We start from the raw sequence: 13,579 nt of genomic DNA on the forward strand, positions 1-13,579 counted from the left end.
CGATGCCTTACCCAGCCCTCCATCACGGGGCAAAACGGGCGGGGTGGGTGGGAAGCGTCCGCCGCGCAGCGGCGGCCCATCCACCCCGCACCGACCGCCCAGGTCAAAGGCTCAGGAGGCCGCCCCCGCGCTCGCCAACGCCGCCGACAACTCCACCGCCACCTGCTGCAGCACCGGCACGATCCGGTCCGTCGCGGTCTCGGTCACCCGGCCCGCGGGGCCGGAGATGGAGATCGCCGCCGCGGTGGGGGAGTTCGGCACCGGCACGGCCAGGCACCGTACGCCGATCTCCTGCTCGTTGTCGTCCACCGCGTACCCCGAGCGGCGGACCTCGTCGAGCGCCGCGAGGAAACCCTCAGGCGTGGTGATCGTCTTCTCCGTGGCGGCGGGCATCCCGGTGCGGGCGAGCAGCGCCCGCACCTCCTCCGGCTCCGTGTACGCGAGCAGCGCCTTGCCGACCCCCGTGGAGTGCGGCAGGACCCGCCGGCCGACCTCGGTGAACATCCGCATGGAGTGCTTGGACGGCACCTGCGCGACGTACACGATCTCGTCGCCGTCGAGCAGCGCCATGTTCGCCGTCTCGCCGGTCTCCTCGACGAGGCGCGCGAGATAGGGCCGCGCCCACGTGCCGAGCAGCCGCGACGCGGATTCGCCGAGGCGGATCAGGCGCGGGCCGAGGGAGTAGCGGCGGTTGGCCTGCTGGCGTACGTATCCGCAGGCGACCAGCGTGCGCATGAGGCGGTGGATCGTGGGAAGCGGCAGGCCGCTGCTGGCGGAGAGTTCGCTGAGGCCGACCTCGCCCCCCGCGTCCGCCATCCGCTCGAGCAGATCGAAGGCGCGCTCGAGGGACTGGACACCACCGCTGGCGGCGGGGGCTTTGGCTGCGGCGATCTCAGCAGGGGCGTCGCTGGCGCTTGACGTCGGCACGGCGCGTTCCTTTCGGTGCTGGCGGGCAAGGATGCAGCCTACCGGTCGGTTCATCACGAGGGCTCTTGCCGGCCCTGCCGTTGTCGCCGGTCAGGGGGTCTTTGTCCGCGTCTCCGCGGGGTTGTCCCCGGCCCCTTGGGTGCTCGTGTTGTGCGTAGCTACGTTCTGGTAAGCGGAATTCTAATTCCACGTTGTGGAAACGTCCAGTGCGCACCGGAATGCGGGGTGCGCCGCGACGAGGTGCCGAGCCCACCCTTGACGCCGTGCTCCCCAGCGTGAAAACTCCTTCAACAGAACGTTGAATTCCGTTAAGCGGAAGCAAAAGGTCTGTGCAGCGGAACAGAAGAAAGGGGACGCGGGTGTCCGGACAGGACGTGGACGTGGACGCGACGGCGGGCGCGAAGGTGGAACTGGTGCTCCGCTCGACCCGCGTGGTCACCCCGGAGGGAACGCGGGCCGCATCGGTCGCCGTATCAGGCGGGAAGATCGTGGCCGTGGCCGCGTACGACGCCGAGGTGCCGGACGGCGCACGCCTGGCGGATCTCGGCGACGACGCCCTGCTGCCGGGCCTGGTCGACACGCACGTCCACGTGAACGACCCGGGCCGCACCGAGTGGGAGGGCTTCTGGACCGCCACCCGCGCCGCCGCGGCCGGTGGCATCACCACCCTCATCGACATGCCCCTCAACTCGCTGCCGCCCACCACGACCGTCGCCAACCTGCGCACCAAGCAGGAGGTGGCCCGCAGCAAGGCCCACATCGACGTGGGCTTCTGGGGCGGCGCCCTCCCCGACAACGTGCAGGACCTCAAGCCGCTGCACGACGTCGGTGTCTACGGTTTCAAGTGCTTCCTCTCGCCCTCGGGCGTCGAGGAGTTCCCCGAGCTGAACCAGGACCAGCTCGCCGCCTCCATGGCCGAGATCGCCGGGTTCGGCGGACTCCTCATCGTGCACGCCGAGGACCCGCACGAGCTGGACGCGGCCCCGCACAAGACCGGCCCCAAGTACGCGGACTACCTCCGGACCCGGCCCCGTATCTCCGAGGACACCGCGATCGAAGGCCTCGTCGCCGTCGCCAAGCGGATCGGCGCGCGGGTCCACGTACTGCACCTGTCCTCCTCCGACGCCCTGCCGCTCATCGCCGCGGCCAAGCGTGAGGGCGTCGAGCTCACGGTGGAGACCTGCCCCCACTACCTCACCCTGACCGCCGAGGAAGTCCCGGACGGGGCGAGCGAGTTCAAGTGCTGCCCGCCCATCCGGGAGGGCGCCAACCAGGACCTGCTGTGGGAGGCGCTGGCCGACGGCACCATCGACTGCGTCGTCACGGACCACTCCCCGTCCACCGCCGACCTGAAGACCGACGACTTCGCGACCGCCTGGGGCGGCATCTCCGGGCTCCAGCTGAGCCTGCCCGCCGTCTGGACCGAGGCCCGCAAGCGCGGTCACTCCCTCGATGACGTGGTGCGGTGGATGTCCACCCGTACCGCACAACTGGTCGGACTCGACCACAAGGGCGCCATCGAGGCCGGCCGCGACGCCGACTTCGCGGTACTCGCGCCCGACGAGACCTTCACCGTGGACCCCGCGGAGCTGCAGCACAGGAACCGGGTCACGGCGTACGCGGGCAAGACCCTCAGCGGCGTCGTGAAGTCCACCTGGCTGCGCGGCGAACGCATCCTGCACGGCGGCGAGTTCAGTGAACCCGCAGGCCGACTTCTGGAAAGGAACAACTGAGTACTGTGACGGCGATACCCCACTTCACCGGCGACGCCAGCCCCTACGGCGGCGGCGAGCCCTACGCCGACTACCGCACGGCCGACTTCCCCTTCACTCAGTACGCCAACCTCGCCGACCGGCAGCTCGGCGCCGGTGTGATCGCCGCCAACGACGAGTTCTTCGCGATGCGCGAGAACCTGCTGCTCGCGCACCCTGCCGTCTTCGACCCCGAGCACTTCGGCCACAAGGGCAAGGTCATGGACGGCTGGGAGACCCGCCGTCGGCGCGGCGTGTCGGGCGAGCACCCGTGGCCCACCGCGGACGACCACGACTGGGCGCTCGTCCGGCTCGGCGCCCCGGGCGTCGTGCGCGGCATCGTCATCGACACCGCCCACTTCCGCGGCAACTACCCGCAGGCCGTCTCCGTCGAGGGCACCAGCGTCGAAGGTTCGCCGACGCCCGAGCAGCTCTGCGGCGACGACGTGAAGTGGACGACCCTCGTCCCGCGCACGCCGGTCGGCGGCCACGCCGCCAACGGCTTCGCCGTCGACGTCGAGCAGCGCTTCACGCACCTGCGTGTCAACCAGCACCCGGACGGCGGCATCGCCCGCCTCCGGGTCCACGGCGAGGTCGTCGCCGACCCCAAGTGGCTCGCCGCGCTCGGCACGTTCGACGTCGTCGCGCTGGAGAACGGCGGCCAGGTCGAGGACGCCTCCGACCGCTTCTACTCCCCGGCCACCAACACCATCCAGCCGGGCCGCTCCCGCAAGATGGACGACGGCTGGGAGACCCGCAGGCGCCGCGACAACGGCAACGACTGGATCCGCTACCGGCTCGTCCAGCAGTCCGAGATCCGCGCCGTGGAGATCGACACCGCCTACCTCAAGGGCAACTCGGCGGGCTGGGCGTCCCTTTCGGTACGTGACGGGGAGTCGGGGGAGTGGGCCGAGGCGCTGCCGCGCACCCGACTGCAGCCCGACACCAACCACCGCTTCGTCCTCGACGCGCCGGTGGTCGGCACGCACGTGCGCGTCGACATCTTCCCCGACGGCGGCATCTCCCGCCTGCGCCTGTTCGGTTCGCTGACGGAGGACGGCGCGGCCAAGCTGGCCGCCCGCCACCAGGAGCTGGGCGGCTGACTCGCCCCCATGAACGTGGGGCGCACCGGGTGGACAGCCCCGGTGCGCCCCGCACCCATGTCCGGCCCGCGCCGGGACCGGCCGGTTCAGGCCGCGTGACCGCCGTCCACCGACAGCTCGGTGCCGGTGACGTACGCGGCCTCGTCCCCGGCGAGGTAGCCGACCATGGACGCCACCTCGCCGGCCGTCCCGAAGCGGCCGAGCGCGGTCATGGCGCTCTGGCCGTCGGCGAAGGGGCCGTCCGCCGGGTTCATGTCGGTGTCGATCGGGCCCGGCTGGACGAGGTTCGCCGTGATCCGGCGCCCGCCCAGTTCCCGGGCGAGCGCCTTGTTGAGCCCGATCAGCGCGGCCTTGCTGGTGGCGTAGAGCGTGCCGCCCGGCCCCGGCACCCGCTGGGCCATGCAGCTGCCGATGGTGATGATCCGGCCGCCGTCCCGCAGCCGTCCCGCCGCCGTCTGCGAGGCCAGGAAGACGCCGCGGACGTTGACGGCGAGGACGCGGTCGAGGTCGGCGAGCGTCAGATCGCCGACGGGGCCGAGGACGCCGATGCCCGCGTTGTTCACCAGGATGTCCAGGCCGCCCAGGTCGTCGGCCGCCCGGTCCACCGCTCCCGCCGCATCCCCGGCGTCCGCCGCGTCCGCCCTGAGCGCGAAACCGCGCCGCCCCATTGACTCGATCTTCGCCACGACCTCGCGGGCCGCGTCCTCGCTGTGGACGTACGTGATCGCGACGTCCGCGCCCTCCTCGGCCAGCCGCAGCGCGATCGCCGCGCCCATGCCGCGGCTGCCGCCGGTGACCAGGGCGGTCTTGCCGTTGAGAGAAGACATGTCCATACCTCTTCCGCAGATGTACCGGTGAAGTGCACCGGTGGTTCCGCACCGCTCCGGGCGAGAAGTGCTTGCGGGTTCAATAAAAGTCGTCCGGGGCGGCGTGGGCTGGCGGCAATCGGACGCGGATCTCGGCGGCCGGGCGGTGAGCGATGACTTCCGGGCGGCCCCGGGGTCTTAGTGGGTGAGAGCCGAACGAACCGCGCACACGAACCGCTCGCAAGAACCGCCCGCAAGAACCGTGCGCAAGAACCGCCCGCATGAACCGCACACACGAACCGCCCACCGGAGAGAAGGCGTTCACCATGAAGCTCACCCTCACGCAGTTCCTCACCCTCGACGGCGTCTTCCAGGCGCCTGGCGGCCCCGACGAGGACCGCAGCAACGGCTTCGAGCACGGCGGCTGGTCGGTGCCCTACGGCGACGAGGACTTCGGCGCCTTCATGACCGAGGTCTTCGACCGGGTCGACGCCTTCCTGCTCGGCAAGGGGACCTACGAGATCTTCGCCGGGTACTGGCCGAAAATGACGGACCCCGCCGACCCGATCGCCTCGCGGCTCAACTCCCTGCCGAAGTACGTGGCGAGCACCACCCTGACCGCCGCCGACTGGCAGGGCACGCGGATCATCGGCCGCGACGACCTCGTCAAGGACGTCACCGCACTCAAGGAGCAGCCGGGGCGCGAGCTGCAGATGCACGGCAGCGGCGGCCTCGCCCGGTCCCTGATGGCGCACGGCCTGATCGACACCCTGCACCTGCTGACGTTCCCCGTCGTCCTCGGCACGGGCAAGCGCCTGTTCACCGAGGGCGCCCCGCCCACCGCCTTCCGGCACACGCGGTCGCGTACGACGTCCAAGGGCGTGGTCATCAGCACGTACGAGCGCGAGGGGCGGCCGGAGTACGGCAGTTACTAGGAGGGCAGTTCCTGGTCAGCCGGGGGTGAAGGAGCCGAGGGAGACGGCGAGCGGTCCATCGCGTGGCCGCTCGGCGGCGCCCGGTTAACTCCCGGAAAACTTCACAGACTTGACGTTGACACGCCAACCTCTACGCGCGTCACACTGGACCCATGCGAATCCCCCCACGAAACCGCATCCTCGGCGCGGCCACGCTCGCCGCCGCCCTCCTCCTCGGCGGCCCCGTCGCGGCCACCGCGAACGCCGCGCCCGTAGCCCCGGCCGCGCACTCCGTCACCGTCACGCATTCCGTCACGGCGGTCGGCAAGGTCTGCTACTCCGCGCTGCCCTCCCAGGCGCACGACACCCTCGACCTGATCAAGGCGGGCGGCCCCTACCCGTACCCGCAGGACGGCACGGTCTTCCAGAACCGCGAGGGCGTGCTGCCGAAGCAGAGCTCCGGTTACTACCACGAGTACACGGTCGTCACGCCGGGCTCGGGCGACCGCGGCGCCCGCCGCATCGTCACCGGTGACAAGAGCCAGGAGGACTACTACACCGCCGACCACTACGCGTCGTTCGCCCTGGTCGACCGCGGCTGCTGAACCACGGCTGCCGAAGGGCGCGGGCTCACTCCACCCGTCGGCTCCGCGCGGCGGCGAAGAGCGCGCAGGCCAGCACGGTGAGCGCCACGCTCACGTAGGTCTCGTAACCGTCGAGGAATCCGAGGCGCTGCACAAGGCCCCATCCGTGCAGCTCACCGGTGAACCTGTGGACCAGGCCGCCCGCGCCCTGCAACAGCAGCACCACACCGAGAATCTCCAGTACCTGCTTCATGGCGCAGATCCTCGCCCCGCACCTTCCCCGCGGACATCCGCCGCGGGGCGAGGACTCTCCTCGTGGACGGTCCGAAAGTCGGCGACCTGCTCGACTTTGGTAGATGATCATGCGCGAGGCGCCGCCGCGACCGTCACCGGTGCGTAGTTTGTCGACCATGAGCCGTACTGATCCCACGGGTGGGCCCGCGCGCGAGCCCGAGCCGAGGGCCGAGCCAGGGCGCGGACCCGAAGGCCTGGTCAAGCGGCCCTGGACGCTGCCCTCCGCCATCGCCCGGGAGCTCGACCCGAGCCGCGCGGGGAGCAGGGCCCGGCGGACCGCGCGCGACTGGCTCGTCGACTTCGGCTGCTTCTTCGTCGCCGTCCTCATCGGGATGATCGGCGCCGACGCGATCAGCGCGAACCCGCACGTCTCCCAGGGCGCGGCCGACTTCGACCAGGTGACCGGCGCGGTCGCCTGCGCCGCGGTCTGGCTCCGCAGACGGTGGCCGCTCGGTCTCGCCATCGCGATGGTGCCGGTCTCGGCGGTCTCCGACACGGCGGGCGGCGCCGCGGCGGTGGCCCTCTTCACCCTCGCCGTGCACCGGCCGTTCCGGTACGTCGCGTGGGTCGGCGGGGCGTCGATCGCGGCGGTCCCGGTCATGTACCGGCTGCGGCCCGACAGGGAGATGCCCTACGCGGTCGCCATCGGGTTCGGCGTCCTCGCGACCGCGGCGGTCATCGGCTGGGGCATGTTCGTACGCTCCCGCCGCGAGCTCCTGCTCAGCCTGCGCGACCGCGCCGTCCGCGCCGAGAACGAGGCCGCGCTCCGCGCCGAACAGGCCCAGCGGCTCGCCCGCGAGGACATCGCCCGCGAGATGCACGACGTCCTCGCACACCGCCTCACCCTGCTCAGCGTGCACGCGGGAGCCCTCGAATTCCGCCCCGACGCACCCCGACCGGAGATCGCCAGGGCGGCCGGCGTCATCCGGGAGAGCGCCCACGAGGCCTTGCAGGACCTGCGCCAGGTGATCGGCGTCCTGCGCGGAGGGGACGCCGACGCCTCCGGCCGCCCGCAGCCCACACTCGCCGCCCTGGACACCCTGGTCGCCGAATCCCGCGAGGCAGGCATGAAGGTCGTCATCGACAACCGCGTCCCCGACCCCGCCGCCGTACCCGCCGCCCTCGGCCGCACCGCCTACCGCATCGCGCAGGAGGGCCTGACCAACGCCCGCAAGCACGCCCCCGGCGCCGAGGTGACCGTGGCCGTCGCGGGCGCGCCCGGCACAGGCCTGACCCTGTCCGTGCGCAACCCGGCGCCGCCCGGCCCCGTACCCGAGGTGCCCGGCTCCGGGCAGGGGCTGATCGGGCTCGCCGAGCGGGCCGCGCTCGCGGGCGGCCGGCTCGCCCACGCGCCGGGGCCCGACGGCGGATTCGACCTGGAGGCCTGGCTACCGTGGGCGCCATGAAACCGATCAGGCTGCTGCTCGTCGACGACGATCCGCTGGTGCGCGCCGGGCTCTCCTTCATGCTCGGCGGCGCGGACGACATCGAGATCGTGGGCGAGGCGGGCGACGGCACCGAGGTCGCCCCGCTGGTCGGCGAAGTCCGCCCCGACGTCGTCCTGATGGACATCCGCATGCCCACGATGGACGGCCTCGCCGCCACGGAGGCCCTGCGCAGGCGTCCAGGCGCCCCGGAGGTCATCGTCCTGACCACCTTCCACGCCGACGAGCAGGTGCTGCGTGCCCTGCGCGCGGGTGCGGCGGGGTTCGTCCTCAAGGACACCGCGCCGGCCGAGATCGTCGCCGCGGTACGCGCGGTGGCCGCGGGTGATCCGGTGCTCTCACCGACGGTGACCCAGCAGCTGATCACGCGCGTGACCGGCGTCGACCCGCGACTCGACCGCAGGCGGCGGGCGCTGGAGCGACTGGAGACGCTGGGGGAGCGGGAGCGCGAGGTGGCCGTCGCGATCGGGCGCGGCGGGTCCAACGCGGAGATCGCGGCCCAGCTGTACCTGAGCATCGCCACGGTCAAGGCACACGTGTCCCGGATCCTGACGAAACTGGACCTGAACAACCGCGTGCAGATCGCCCTGCTCGTGCACGATGCGGGCCTCCTGGACCTGGACGGCTGAGAGGTGCTGGGGGTGGTCGGGGGGAGGAGGAGCGGGAACTGATTCGTCCGGCCCGCGCGTTGCCCGGGTGAGCACCTGGAGGAGACCCGCATGGCGGACACCATCGACCTCGCGGCGGACGGCGAGCGGTTCAGAAAAGACCCGCACTCCGTCTATGCGGAACTGCGCGCCCTCGGGCCCGTCCACCGCGTCCGCCTGCCACCCCCGGAGGACATCGGCGACGCCTATCTGATCGTCGGGTACGAGGAGTGCAGGACCGCGCTCACCGACCGCCGCTTCGCGAAGTCCTCGGCGAGCACGGGCTTCGCCTTCCACGAGGAGGAGCTGATCGGCACGCACCTCCTGATAGCCGACCCGCCCCACCACACCCGCCTGCGGGCGCTGGTCGCCCGCGAGTTCACCATGCGCAGGGTCGAGGCCCTGCGCCCCCGCGTCCAGCGCATCACGGACGACCTCCTCGACACGATGCTCCTGCGGGGCGAATCGGCGCGGACCCGCCGCGGCGACCTGTTCGAAGCGCTGGCCTTCCCGCTCCCGATCACCGTCATCTGCGAGCTGCTCGGCGTCCCCGACATCGACCGCACCGCCTTCCGCCGGATGTCGAACGGCGTCGTGGCCTCGCCGACCCGGGAGGCGGAGCGCGCCGCCTTCGTGGAACTGGCGGGCTGTCTCACCGATCTGGTCGCGGCCAAGCGCGCGGCGCCCGGCGACGATCTGATGAGCGCGCTGATCCGCACCACCGACGAGGACGGCGACCGGCTCTCGCCCGACGAACTGCGCGCCATGGCCTTCGTGCTGCTGATCGCCGGACACGAGACGACGGTCAACCTCATCGGCAACACCGTGCACACTCTCTTCACCCACCCCGGTCAACTGGCCGCGCTGCGTGCCGACATGACGCTCCTCGACGGCGCCATCGAGGAGGCGCTGCGCTTCGAGGGCCCGGTGGAGGCCGCGACGTACCGCTTCGCCACCGAGGACACGGAGCTGGGCGACCTCGTCATCCCCGCGGGCTCCGTCGTCCGGATCGGCCTCGCCGCGGCCGACCGTGACCCCGCCCGCTTCCCCGACCCCGACCGCTTCGACATCCGCCGCGCCCCGCAGGGCCACGTCGCCTTCGGGTACGGCCTGCACCACTGCCTGGGCGCCCAGCTGGCCCGGGTGGAGGCGAAGGTCGCGCTCGGCTCGCTCCTGGAGCGCTGCCCGGACCTCGCGCCGGACGGCCCGCCGGGGGAGTGGCTTCCGGGGACCCTGATCAGGGGGATGCGGCGGCTTCCCGTCCGGTGGTAGAAGTCGGTCATGACCGAGCCCTCCGCCGAGTTCCCCGCCGAGCCGCCCCTCGCCGACGATCCTGCCGAGATCCCTTCGGAGGCCTCTGCGGAGACCGCGCCCGTGCAGCCTGCCGATGAGCCGCTGCCCGACCTGCGTGGGCTCGCCATGGCCCAGAAGGTCCTGGACGCCCAGCCGTTCAGCCGCCTCGTCCGGGCCCGCATCACCCGGTTCGGCGAGGGCGCGGCCACACTGGAGATCGGCATCCGCGAGGAACTGCACCAGCAGAACGGCTTCGTGCACGGCGGCGTGCTCGCCTACGCGGCCGACAACAGCATCACGTTCGCGGCCGGCACGACGCTCGGGCCCGCCGTGCTGACCTCGGGCTTCTCCATCCAGTACGTACGTCCCGCGACGGGCGCCACACTCGTCGCGCGCGCCGTCGTCGTCCACTCGGGGCGCCGCCAGGCGGTGGTCCGCTGCGAGCTGTCCACCGTGGCCGACGAGGGCACGGAGACACTCTGCGCGATCGCGCAGGGCACGGTGCTCTCCGCGGGCTGAGAGCCTGTCTTTGAACCCCCGTCGTCCGCGCGAAGCGCGGGCGCAGCGGTGTTCGGTGCGTGCGATCGGTGTGCGGAGTCCTGGGTCATGTGGCGGAGCCACCTGTCCTGGGGCTCCGTGCGCCGAGCGTGCGTGCCGGGCGCCGGGGCGCAGGCGGGGGTTCAAAGACAGGCCCTGAGCCGCGCCGCGAGCCTGCCGGCCCGGTAGCGCGGCGCCCTACCCCTCGTACCCCTCCGAGTCCTCCGCGATCTCGGTCATCCGTACCGGCCGACGCTCCCTGCGCGACAGTTCGCACGCCTCCGCGATGCGCAGCGCGTGCAGCGCCTCACGGCCGTCGCAGGGGTTCGTCCGGTTTCCCCGGATGACGTCGACGAAGGCGGCGAGCTCCGCCTCGTACGCGGGGGCGAAACGCTCGAGGAAACCGGGCCAGGGCTTGACCGGCGCGGGCGGGCCCGCCGGTTCCACCGAGGTGAGGGGCGTGCGCTCGTCCATGCCGACCGCCAACTGGTCGCGGTCCCCGGCGAGTTCCATGCGGACGTCGTACCCCGCGCCGTTGCAGCGGGTCGCCGTCGCCGTGGCGAGCGTGCCGTCGTCCAGGGTGAGGACCGCGGCCGCCGTGCCGACGTCGTCCGCCTCGCGGAACATCGCGGGGCCCGCGTCGGAGCCGGTCGCGTACACCTCGGTGACCTCACGCCCGGTGACCCACCGCAGGATGTCGAAGTCGTGGACCAGGCAGTCGCGGTAGAGGCCGCCGGAGAGCGGCAGGTACGCGGCCGGGGGCGGCGCCGGGTCCGAGGTGATCGCCCGCACGGTGTGCAGCCGCCCGAGGCGGCCCGCCCGCACCGCCTCGCGCGCCGCCGCGTACCCCGCGTCGAAGCGCCGCTGGAAGCCGAGTTGCAGCACCGTGCCCGCCGCCTCGACCTCGGCGAGGGCGGCGAGCGTGCCCGGCAGGTCGAGGGCGATGGGCTTCTCGCAGAACACCGGGAGCCCGGCCCGCGCGGCCCTGCCGATCAGCGGCGCGTGCGCCGAGGTCGCCGCCGTGATCACCACGGCGTCCACCCCGGCGGCGAAGACCTCGTCGACCGAGAGCACGGCCGTCGCGCCGGTCCGCGCCGCGAGGTCGGCCGCTCTCGCGGCGTCCACGTCGGCGATCACCAGCGACGTCACCGCCGGGTGGCGGACCAGGGCCGCCGAGTGGAAGGAGCCGATGCGGCCCGTACCGATCAGTCCGATGCGCATGGCCCCACCCTCGCGACACCGGACCGGCCTGTCAATCCTTTGTCCGGACAACAGAACTTAATAACTTCCCGTCATCATCTCCTGGGGCTACGCTCGCCCCGTGTCCAAACCAGTCGCCAAAGCAGCTCAGGACAAGCCGGTCCAGGACCCCACCGTGGACCTCAGGCTCGGCGTCGACCGCAGCAGCCCCGTCCCGCTCTACTTCCAGCTGGCCCAGCAGCTCGAGGCGGCGATCGAGCGCGGCGCCCTCACCCCGGGCAGCCTCCTCGGCAACGAGATCGAGCTCGCCGGGCGGCTCGGCCTGTCCCGGCCCACCGTCCGCCAGGCCATCCAGTCCCTCGTCGACAAGGGCCTGCTCGTGCGCCGCCGCGGCGTCGGCACCCAGGTCGTGCACAGCCAGGTCAAGCGCCCCCTGGAGCTGAGCAGCCTCTTCGACGACCTGGAGGCCGCCGGTCAGCGCCCCGAGACCCGCGTCCTGCGCAACACCCTCGAACCGGCGTCCGCCGAGGTCGCGGCGGCGCTCGGGGTCGCCGAGGGCGACGCCGTGCACCTGGTCGAGCGGCTCAGGCTCGCCCACGGCGAACCCATGGCGCACCTGCGCAACCACCTGCCGACCGGACTCCTCGACCTCGACACCGCCCGCCTGGAGGCCACCGGGCTCTACCGCCTGATGCGCGCCGCGGGCCACACCCTGCACAGCGCGCGCCAGTCCGTCGGCGCCCGCGCCGCCACCGAGGAGGAGGGCGAACTCCTCGCCGAGCCCGCCGGCGCCCCGCTGCTCACGATGCGGCGCACGACCTTCGACGACACGGGCCGGGCGGTCGAGTTCGGCTCGCACGTCTACCGCGCCTCGCGCTACTCCTTCGAGTTCCAGCTCCTCGTACGGCCGTAGCCGCCCGCACGGCCCCGGGCGTCCGGGCGTCCGAATGTTCTGACAAACCCATTGACGCTCCCTCACCCCCACCGCTAGAACTCCTCCAGCCGCACCGGGCGGCCGGGAGAAGAGGGGTGGTCCATCATGCGCACATCCCGCACGGCGAGGGGCGTCACGGCCTGTCTGGCGGTGATCGCGCTCGCCGCCGGCTGCAGCAGCTCCGGCGGCAAGGACGACGAGGACACGTCGGGGGACGGCGGCGGGGGCGGCAAGGGCGTGCACACGCCCCGCCTCAAGATCGCGATGGTCACGCACTCCGGCGAGGGCGACACCTTCTGGGACATCGTCCGCAGCGGCGCCAAGCAGGCGGCCCGCAAGGACAACGTCGACTTCCTCTACGCCAACGACAAGGAGGCCAAGGGCCAGGCCGAGCTCGTCCAGTCCTTCGTCGACAAGAAGGTCGACGGGCTCGTCGTGACCCTGGCCAAGCCCGAGGCGATGCGCTCGGTGCTCGCCAACGCGAAGGACGCCGGCATCCCGGTGATCACCGTCAACTCCGGCGGCGAGTTCTCCGCGAAGTTCGGCGCGCTCGGCCACATCGGCCAGGACGAGTCGGTGGCGGGCGAGGCCGTCGGCGACGAGCTGAACACGCGCGGCAGGAAGAAGGCGCTCTGCGTCATCCACGAACAGGGCAACGTCTCCCTCGAACAGCGGTGTGCGGGCGTCAGGAAGACCTTCGAGGGCACGGTCGAGAACCTCAACGTCGACGGCACCAACGCGCCCGCCGCCCAGTCCTCCATCAGCGCGAAGCTGCAGGCCACCAAGGGCATCGACGCCGTCGTCACGCTCGGCGCGCCCATCGCCGCGTACTCCGTGAAGGCGAAGGACGAGGCGGGGAGCAAGGCGGAGGTCGACACGTTCGACCTGAACGCCGAGGTCGTCAAGCGCCTGAAGGCCAAGGAGGTCGGCTTCGCCGTCGACCAGCAGCCCTACCTCCAGGGCTACGAGGCCGTAGATCTGCTCTGGCTCCACGCGTACAACGCCGACACCCTGGGAGGCGGCAAGCCCGTCCTCACCGGGCCCGCGATCGTCACCGGTAAGGATGTGCCGAAGCTGGAGAAGTACACCGCTCGCGGTACCCGATGAACACATGCGTGATCCGCGTGGTCGATACTTGGGCGGC

The 13,579-nt window shown here is 72.1% G+C and carries 14 protein-coding genes; 10 read left to right on the forward strand and 4 right to left on the reverse strand.

Annotation, left to right across the window (positions count from 1 at the left end):
- Nucleotides 1-111: 111 nt before the first annotated feature.
- Nucleotides 112-927: an IclR family transcriptional regulator gene (locus AC07DI_RS16585; protein WP_384248225.1), complete on the reverse strand. Its 816-nt coding sequence runs from the start codon at nucleotides 925-927 to the stop codon at nucleotides 112-114.
- A gap of 359 nt (nucleotides 928-1,286) precedes the next feature.
- On the opposite strand from AC07DI_RS16585, the gene allB reads away from it, so the two are divergent.
- Both allB and alc read left to right on the forward strand, forming a co-directional pair.
- On the forward strand, nucleotides 1,287-2,660 hold the full coding sequence (gene allB / locus AC07DI_RS16590; protein ID WP_478904993.1) for an allantoinase AllB: 1,374 nt from the start codon (nucleotides 1,287-1,289) through the stop codon (nucleotides 2,658-2,660).
- A gap of 5 nt (nucleotides 2,661-2,665) precedes the next feature.
- Nucleotides 2,666-3,781 carry an allantoicase gene (gene alc, locus AC07DI_RS16595; protein ID WP_478904994.1) on the forward strand — a complete coding sequence of 372 codons (1,116 nt, stop codon included), beginning with the start codon at nucleotides 2,666-2,668 and terminating at the stop codon, nucleotides 3,779-3,781.
- Between the two features lie 86 nt (nucleotides 3,782-3,867).
- Here alc and AC07DI_RS16600 read toward each other — a convergent pair whose 3' ends face one another.
- Nucleotides 3,868-4,608 carry a 3-oxoacyl-ACP reductase family protein gene (locus AC07DI_RS16600; RefSeq protein ID WP_478904995.1) on the reverse strand — a complete coding sequence of 247 codons (741 nt, stop codon included), beginning with the start codon at nucleotides 4,606-4,608 and terminating at the stop codon, nucleotides 3,868-3,870.
- 260 nt (nucleotides 4,609-4,868) lie between these two features.
- On the opposite strand from AC07DI_RS16600, the gene AC07DI_RS16605 reads away from it, so the two are divergent.
- A complete protein-coding gene (locus tag AC07DI_RS16605; protein ID WP_478904996.1) occupies nucleotides 4,869-5,522 on the forward strand; it encodes a dihydrofolate reductase family protein in 654 nt (217 codons plus the stop codon).
- Between the two features lie 152 nt (nucleotides 5,523-5,674).
- A complete protein-coding gene (locus tag AC07DI_RS16610; RefSeq protein WP_478904997.1) occupies nucleotides 5,675-6,106 on the forward strand; it encodes a ribonuclease in 432 nt (143 codons plus the stop codon).
- A 25-nt stretch (nucleotides 6,107-6,131) separates the two neighbouring features.
- Here AC07DI_RS16610 and AC07DI_RS16615 read toward each other — a convergent pair whose 3' ends face one another.
- Nucleotides 6,132-6,338 (reverse strand): hypothetical protein, encoded by a 207-nt coding sequence (locus tag AC07DI_RS16615; RefSeq protein ID WP_478904998.1) that lies wholly within the window; start codon nucleotides 6,336-6,338, stop codon nucleotides 6,132-6,134.
- Between the two features lie 157 nt (nucleotides 6,339-6,495).
- Here AC07DI_RS16615 and AC07DI_RS16620 point away from each other — a divergent pair, with 157 nt between their 5' ends.
- The 4 genes from AC07DI_RS16620 (at nucleotide 6,496) to AC07DI_RS16635 (ending at nucleotide 10,283) form a co-directional block, all read left to right on the forward strand.
- The gene (locus AC07DI_RS16620; RefSeq protein WP_478904999.1) at nucleotides 6,496-7,785 is read left to right on the forward strand and encodes a sensor histidine kinase; all 1,290 of its coding nucleotides are present in this window, start codon (nucleotides 6,496-6,498) and stop codon (nucleotides 7,783-7,785) included.
- The gene (locus AC07DI_RS16625; RefSeq protein ID WP_478905000.1) at nucleotides 7,782-8,453 is read left to right on the forward strand and encodes a response regulator; all 672 of its coding nucleotides are present in this window, start codon (nucleotides 7,782-7,784) and stop codon (nucleotides 8,451-8,453) included. The genes AC07DI_RS16620 and AC07DI_RS16625 overlap by 4 nt, the downstream gene beginning before the upstream one ends.
- 90 nt (nucleotides 8,454-8,543) lie before the next feature.
- Nucleotides 8,544-9,743: a cytochrome P450 family protein gene (locus tag AC07DI_RS16630; protein ID WP_478905001.1), complete on the forward strand. Its 1,200-nt coding sequence runs from the start codon at nucleotides 8,544-8,546 to the stop codon at nucleotides 9,741-9,743.
- A 147-nt stretch (nucleotides 9,744-9,890) separates the two neighbouring features.
- A complete protein-coding gene (locus tag AC07DI_RS16635; protein WP_478905101.1) occupies nucleotides 9,891-10,283 on the forward strand; it encodes a PaaI family thioesterase in 393 nt (130 codons plus the stop codon).
- Between the two features lie 216 nt (nucleotides 10,284-10,499).
- Here the strand turns inward: AC07DI_RS16635 and AC07DI_RS16640 are convergent, their stop codons facing one another.
- Complete coding sequence (locus AC07DI_RS16640) at nucleotides 10,500-11,522, reverse strand: Gfo/Idh/MocA family protein (protein WP_478905002.1); 1,023 nt, start codon at nucleotides 11,520-11,522, stop codon at nucleotides 10,500-10,502.
- Between the two features lie 154 nt (nucleotides 11,523-11,676).
- Here AC07DI_RS16640 and AC07DI_RS16645 point away from each other — a divergent pair, with 154 nt between their 5' ends.
- Together AC07DI_RS16645 and AC07DI_RS16650 are read left to right on the forward strand one after the other, a co-directional pair.
- Complete coding sequence (locus tag AC07DI_RS16645; protein WP_384248670.1) at nucleotides 11,677-12,414, forward strand: GntR family transcriptional regulator; 738 nt, start codon at nucleotides 11,677-11,679, stop codon at nucleotides 12,412-12,414.
- Between the two features lie 126 nt (nucleotides 12,415-12,540).
- The gene (locus AC07DI_RS16650; protein WP_478905003.1) at nucleotides 12,541-13,542 is read left to right on the forward strand and encodes a sugar ABC transporter substrate-binding protein; all 1,002 of its coding nucleotides are present in this window, start codon (nucleotides 12,541-12,543) and stop codon (nucleotides 13,540-13,542) included.
- Nucleotides 13,543-13,579 lie beyond the last annotated feature (37 nt).

Source organism: Streptomyces sp. NPDC044106 (assembly GCF_056433985.1).

Excerpts from the sequence above, each read along its gene's own strand:
- AC07DI_RS16600 (WP_478904995.1), bottom strand. The coding sequence starts at position 4,608 with ATGTCTTCTCTCAACGGCAAGACCGCCCTGGTCACCGGCGGCAGCCGC.
- AC07DI_RS16605 (WP_478904996.1), top strand. The coding sequence starts at position 4,869 with ATGAACCGCACACACGAACCGCCCACCGGAGAGAAGGCGTTCACCATG.
- AC07DI_RS16610 (WP_478904997.1), top strand. The coding sequence starts at position 5,675 with ATGCGAATCCCCCCACGAAACCGCATCCTCGGCGCGGCCACGCTCGCC.
- AC07DI_RS16615 (WP_478904998.1), bottom strand. The coding sequence starts at position 6,338 with ATGAAGCAGGTACTGGAGATTCTCGGTGTGGTGCTGCTGTTGCAGGGC.
- AC07DI_RS16620 (WP_478904999.1), top strand. The coding sequence starts at position 6,496 with ATGAGCCGTACTGATCCCACGGGTGGGCCCGCGCGCGAGCCCGAGCCG.
- AC07DI_RS16625 (WP_478905000.1), top strand. The coding sequence starts at position 7,782 with ATGAAACCGATCAGGCTGCTGCTCGTCGACGACGATCCGCTGGTGCGC.
- AC07DI_RS16630 (WP_478905001.1), top strand. The coding sequence starts at position 8,544 with ATGGCGGACACCATCGACCTCGCGGCGGACGGCGAGCGGTTCAGAAAA.
- AC07DI_RS16635 (WP_478905101.1), top strand. The coding sequence starts at position 9,891 with ATGGCCCAGAAGGTCCTGGACGCCCAGCCGTTCAGCCGCCTCGTCCGG.
- AC07DI_RS16640 (WP_478905002.1), bottom strand. The coding sequence starts at position 11,522 with ATGCGCATCGGACTGATCGGTACGGGCCGCATCGGCTCCTTCCACTCG.
- AC07DI_RS16650 (WP_478905003.1), top strand. The coding sequence starts at position 12,541 with ATGCGCACATCCCGCACGGCGAGGGGCGTCACGGCCTGTCTGGCGGTG.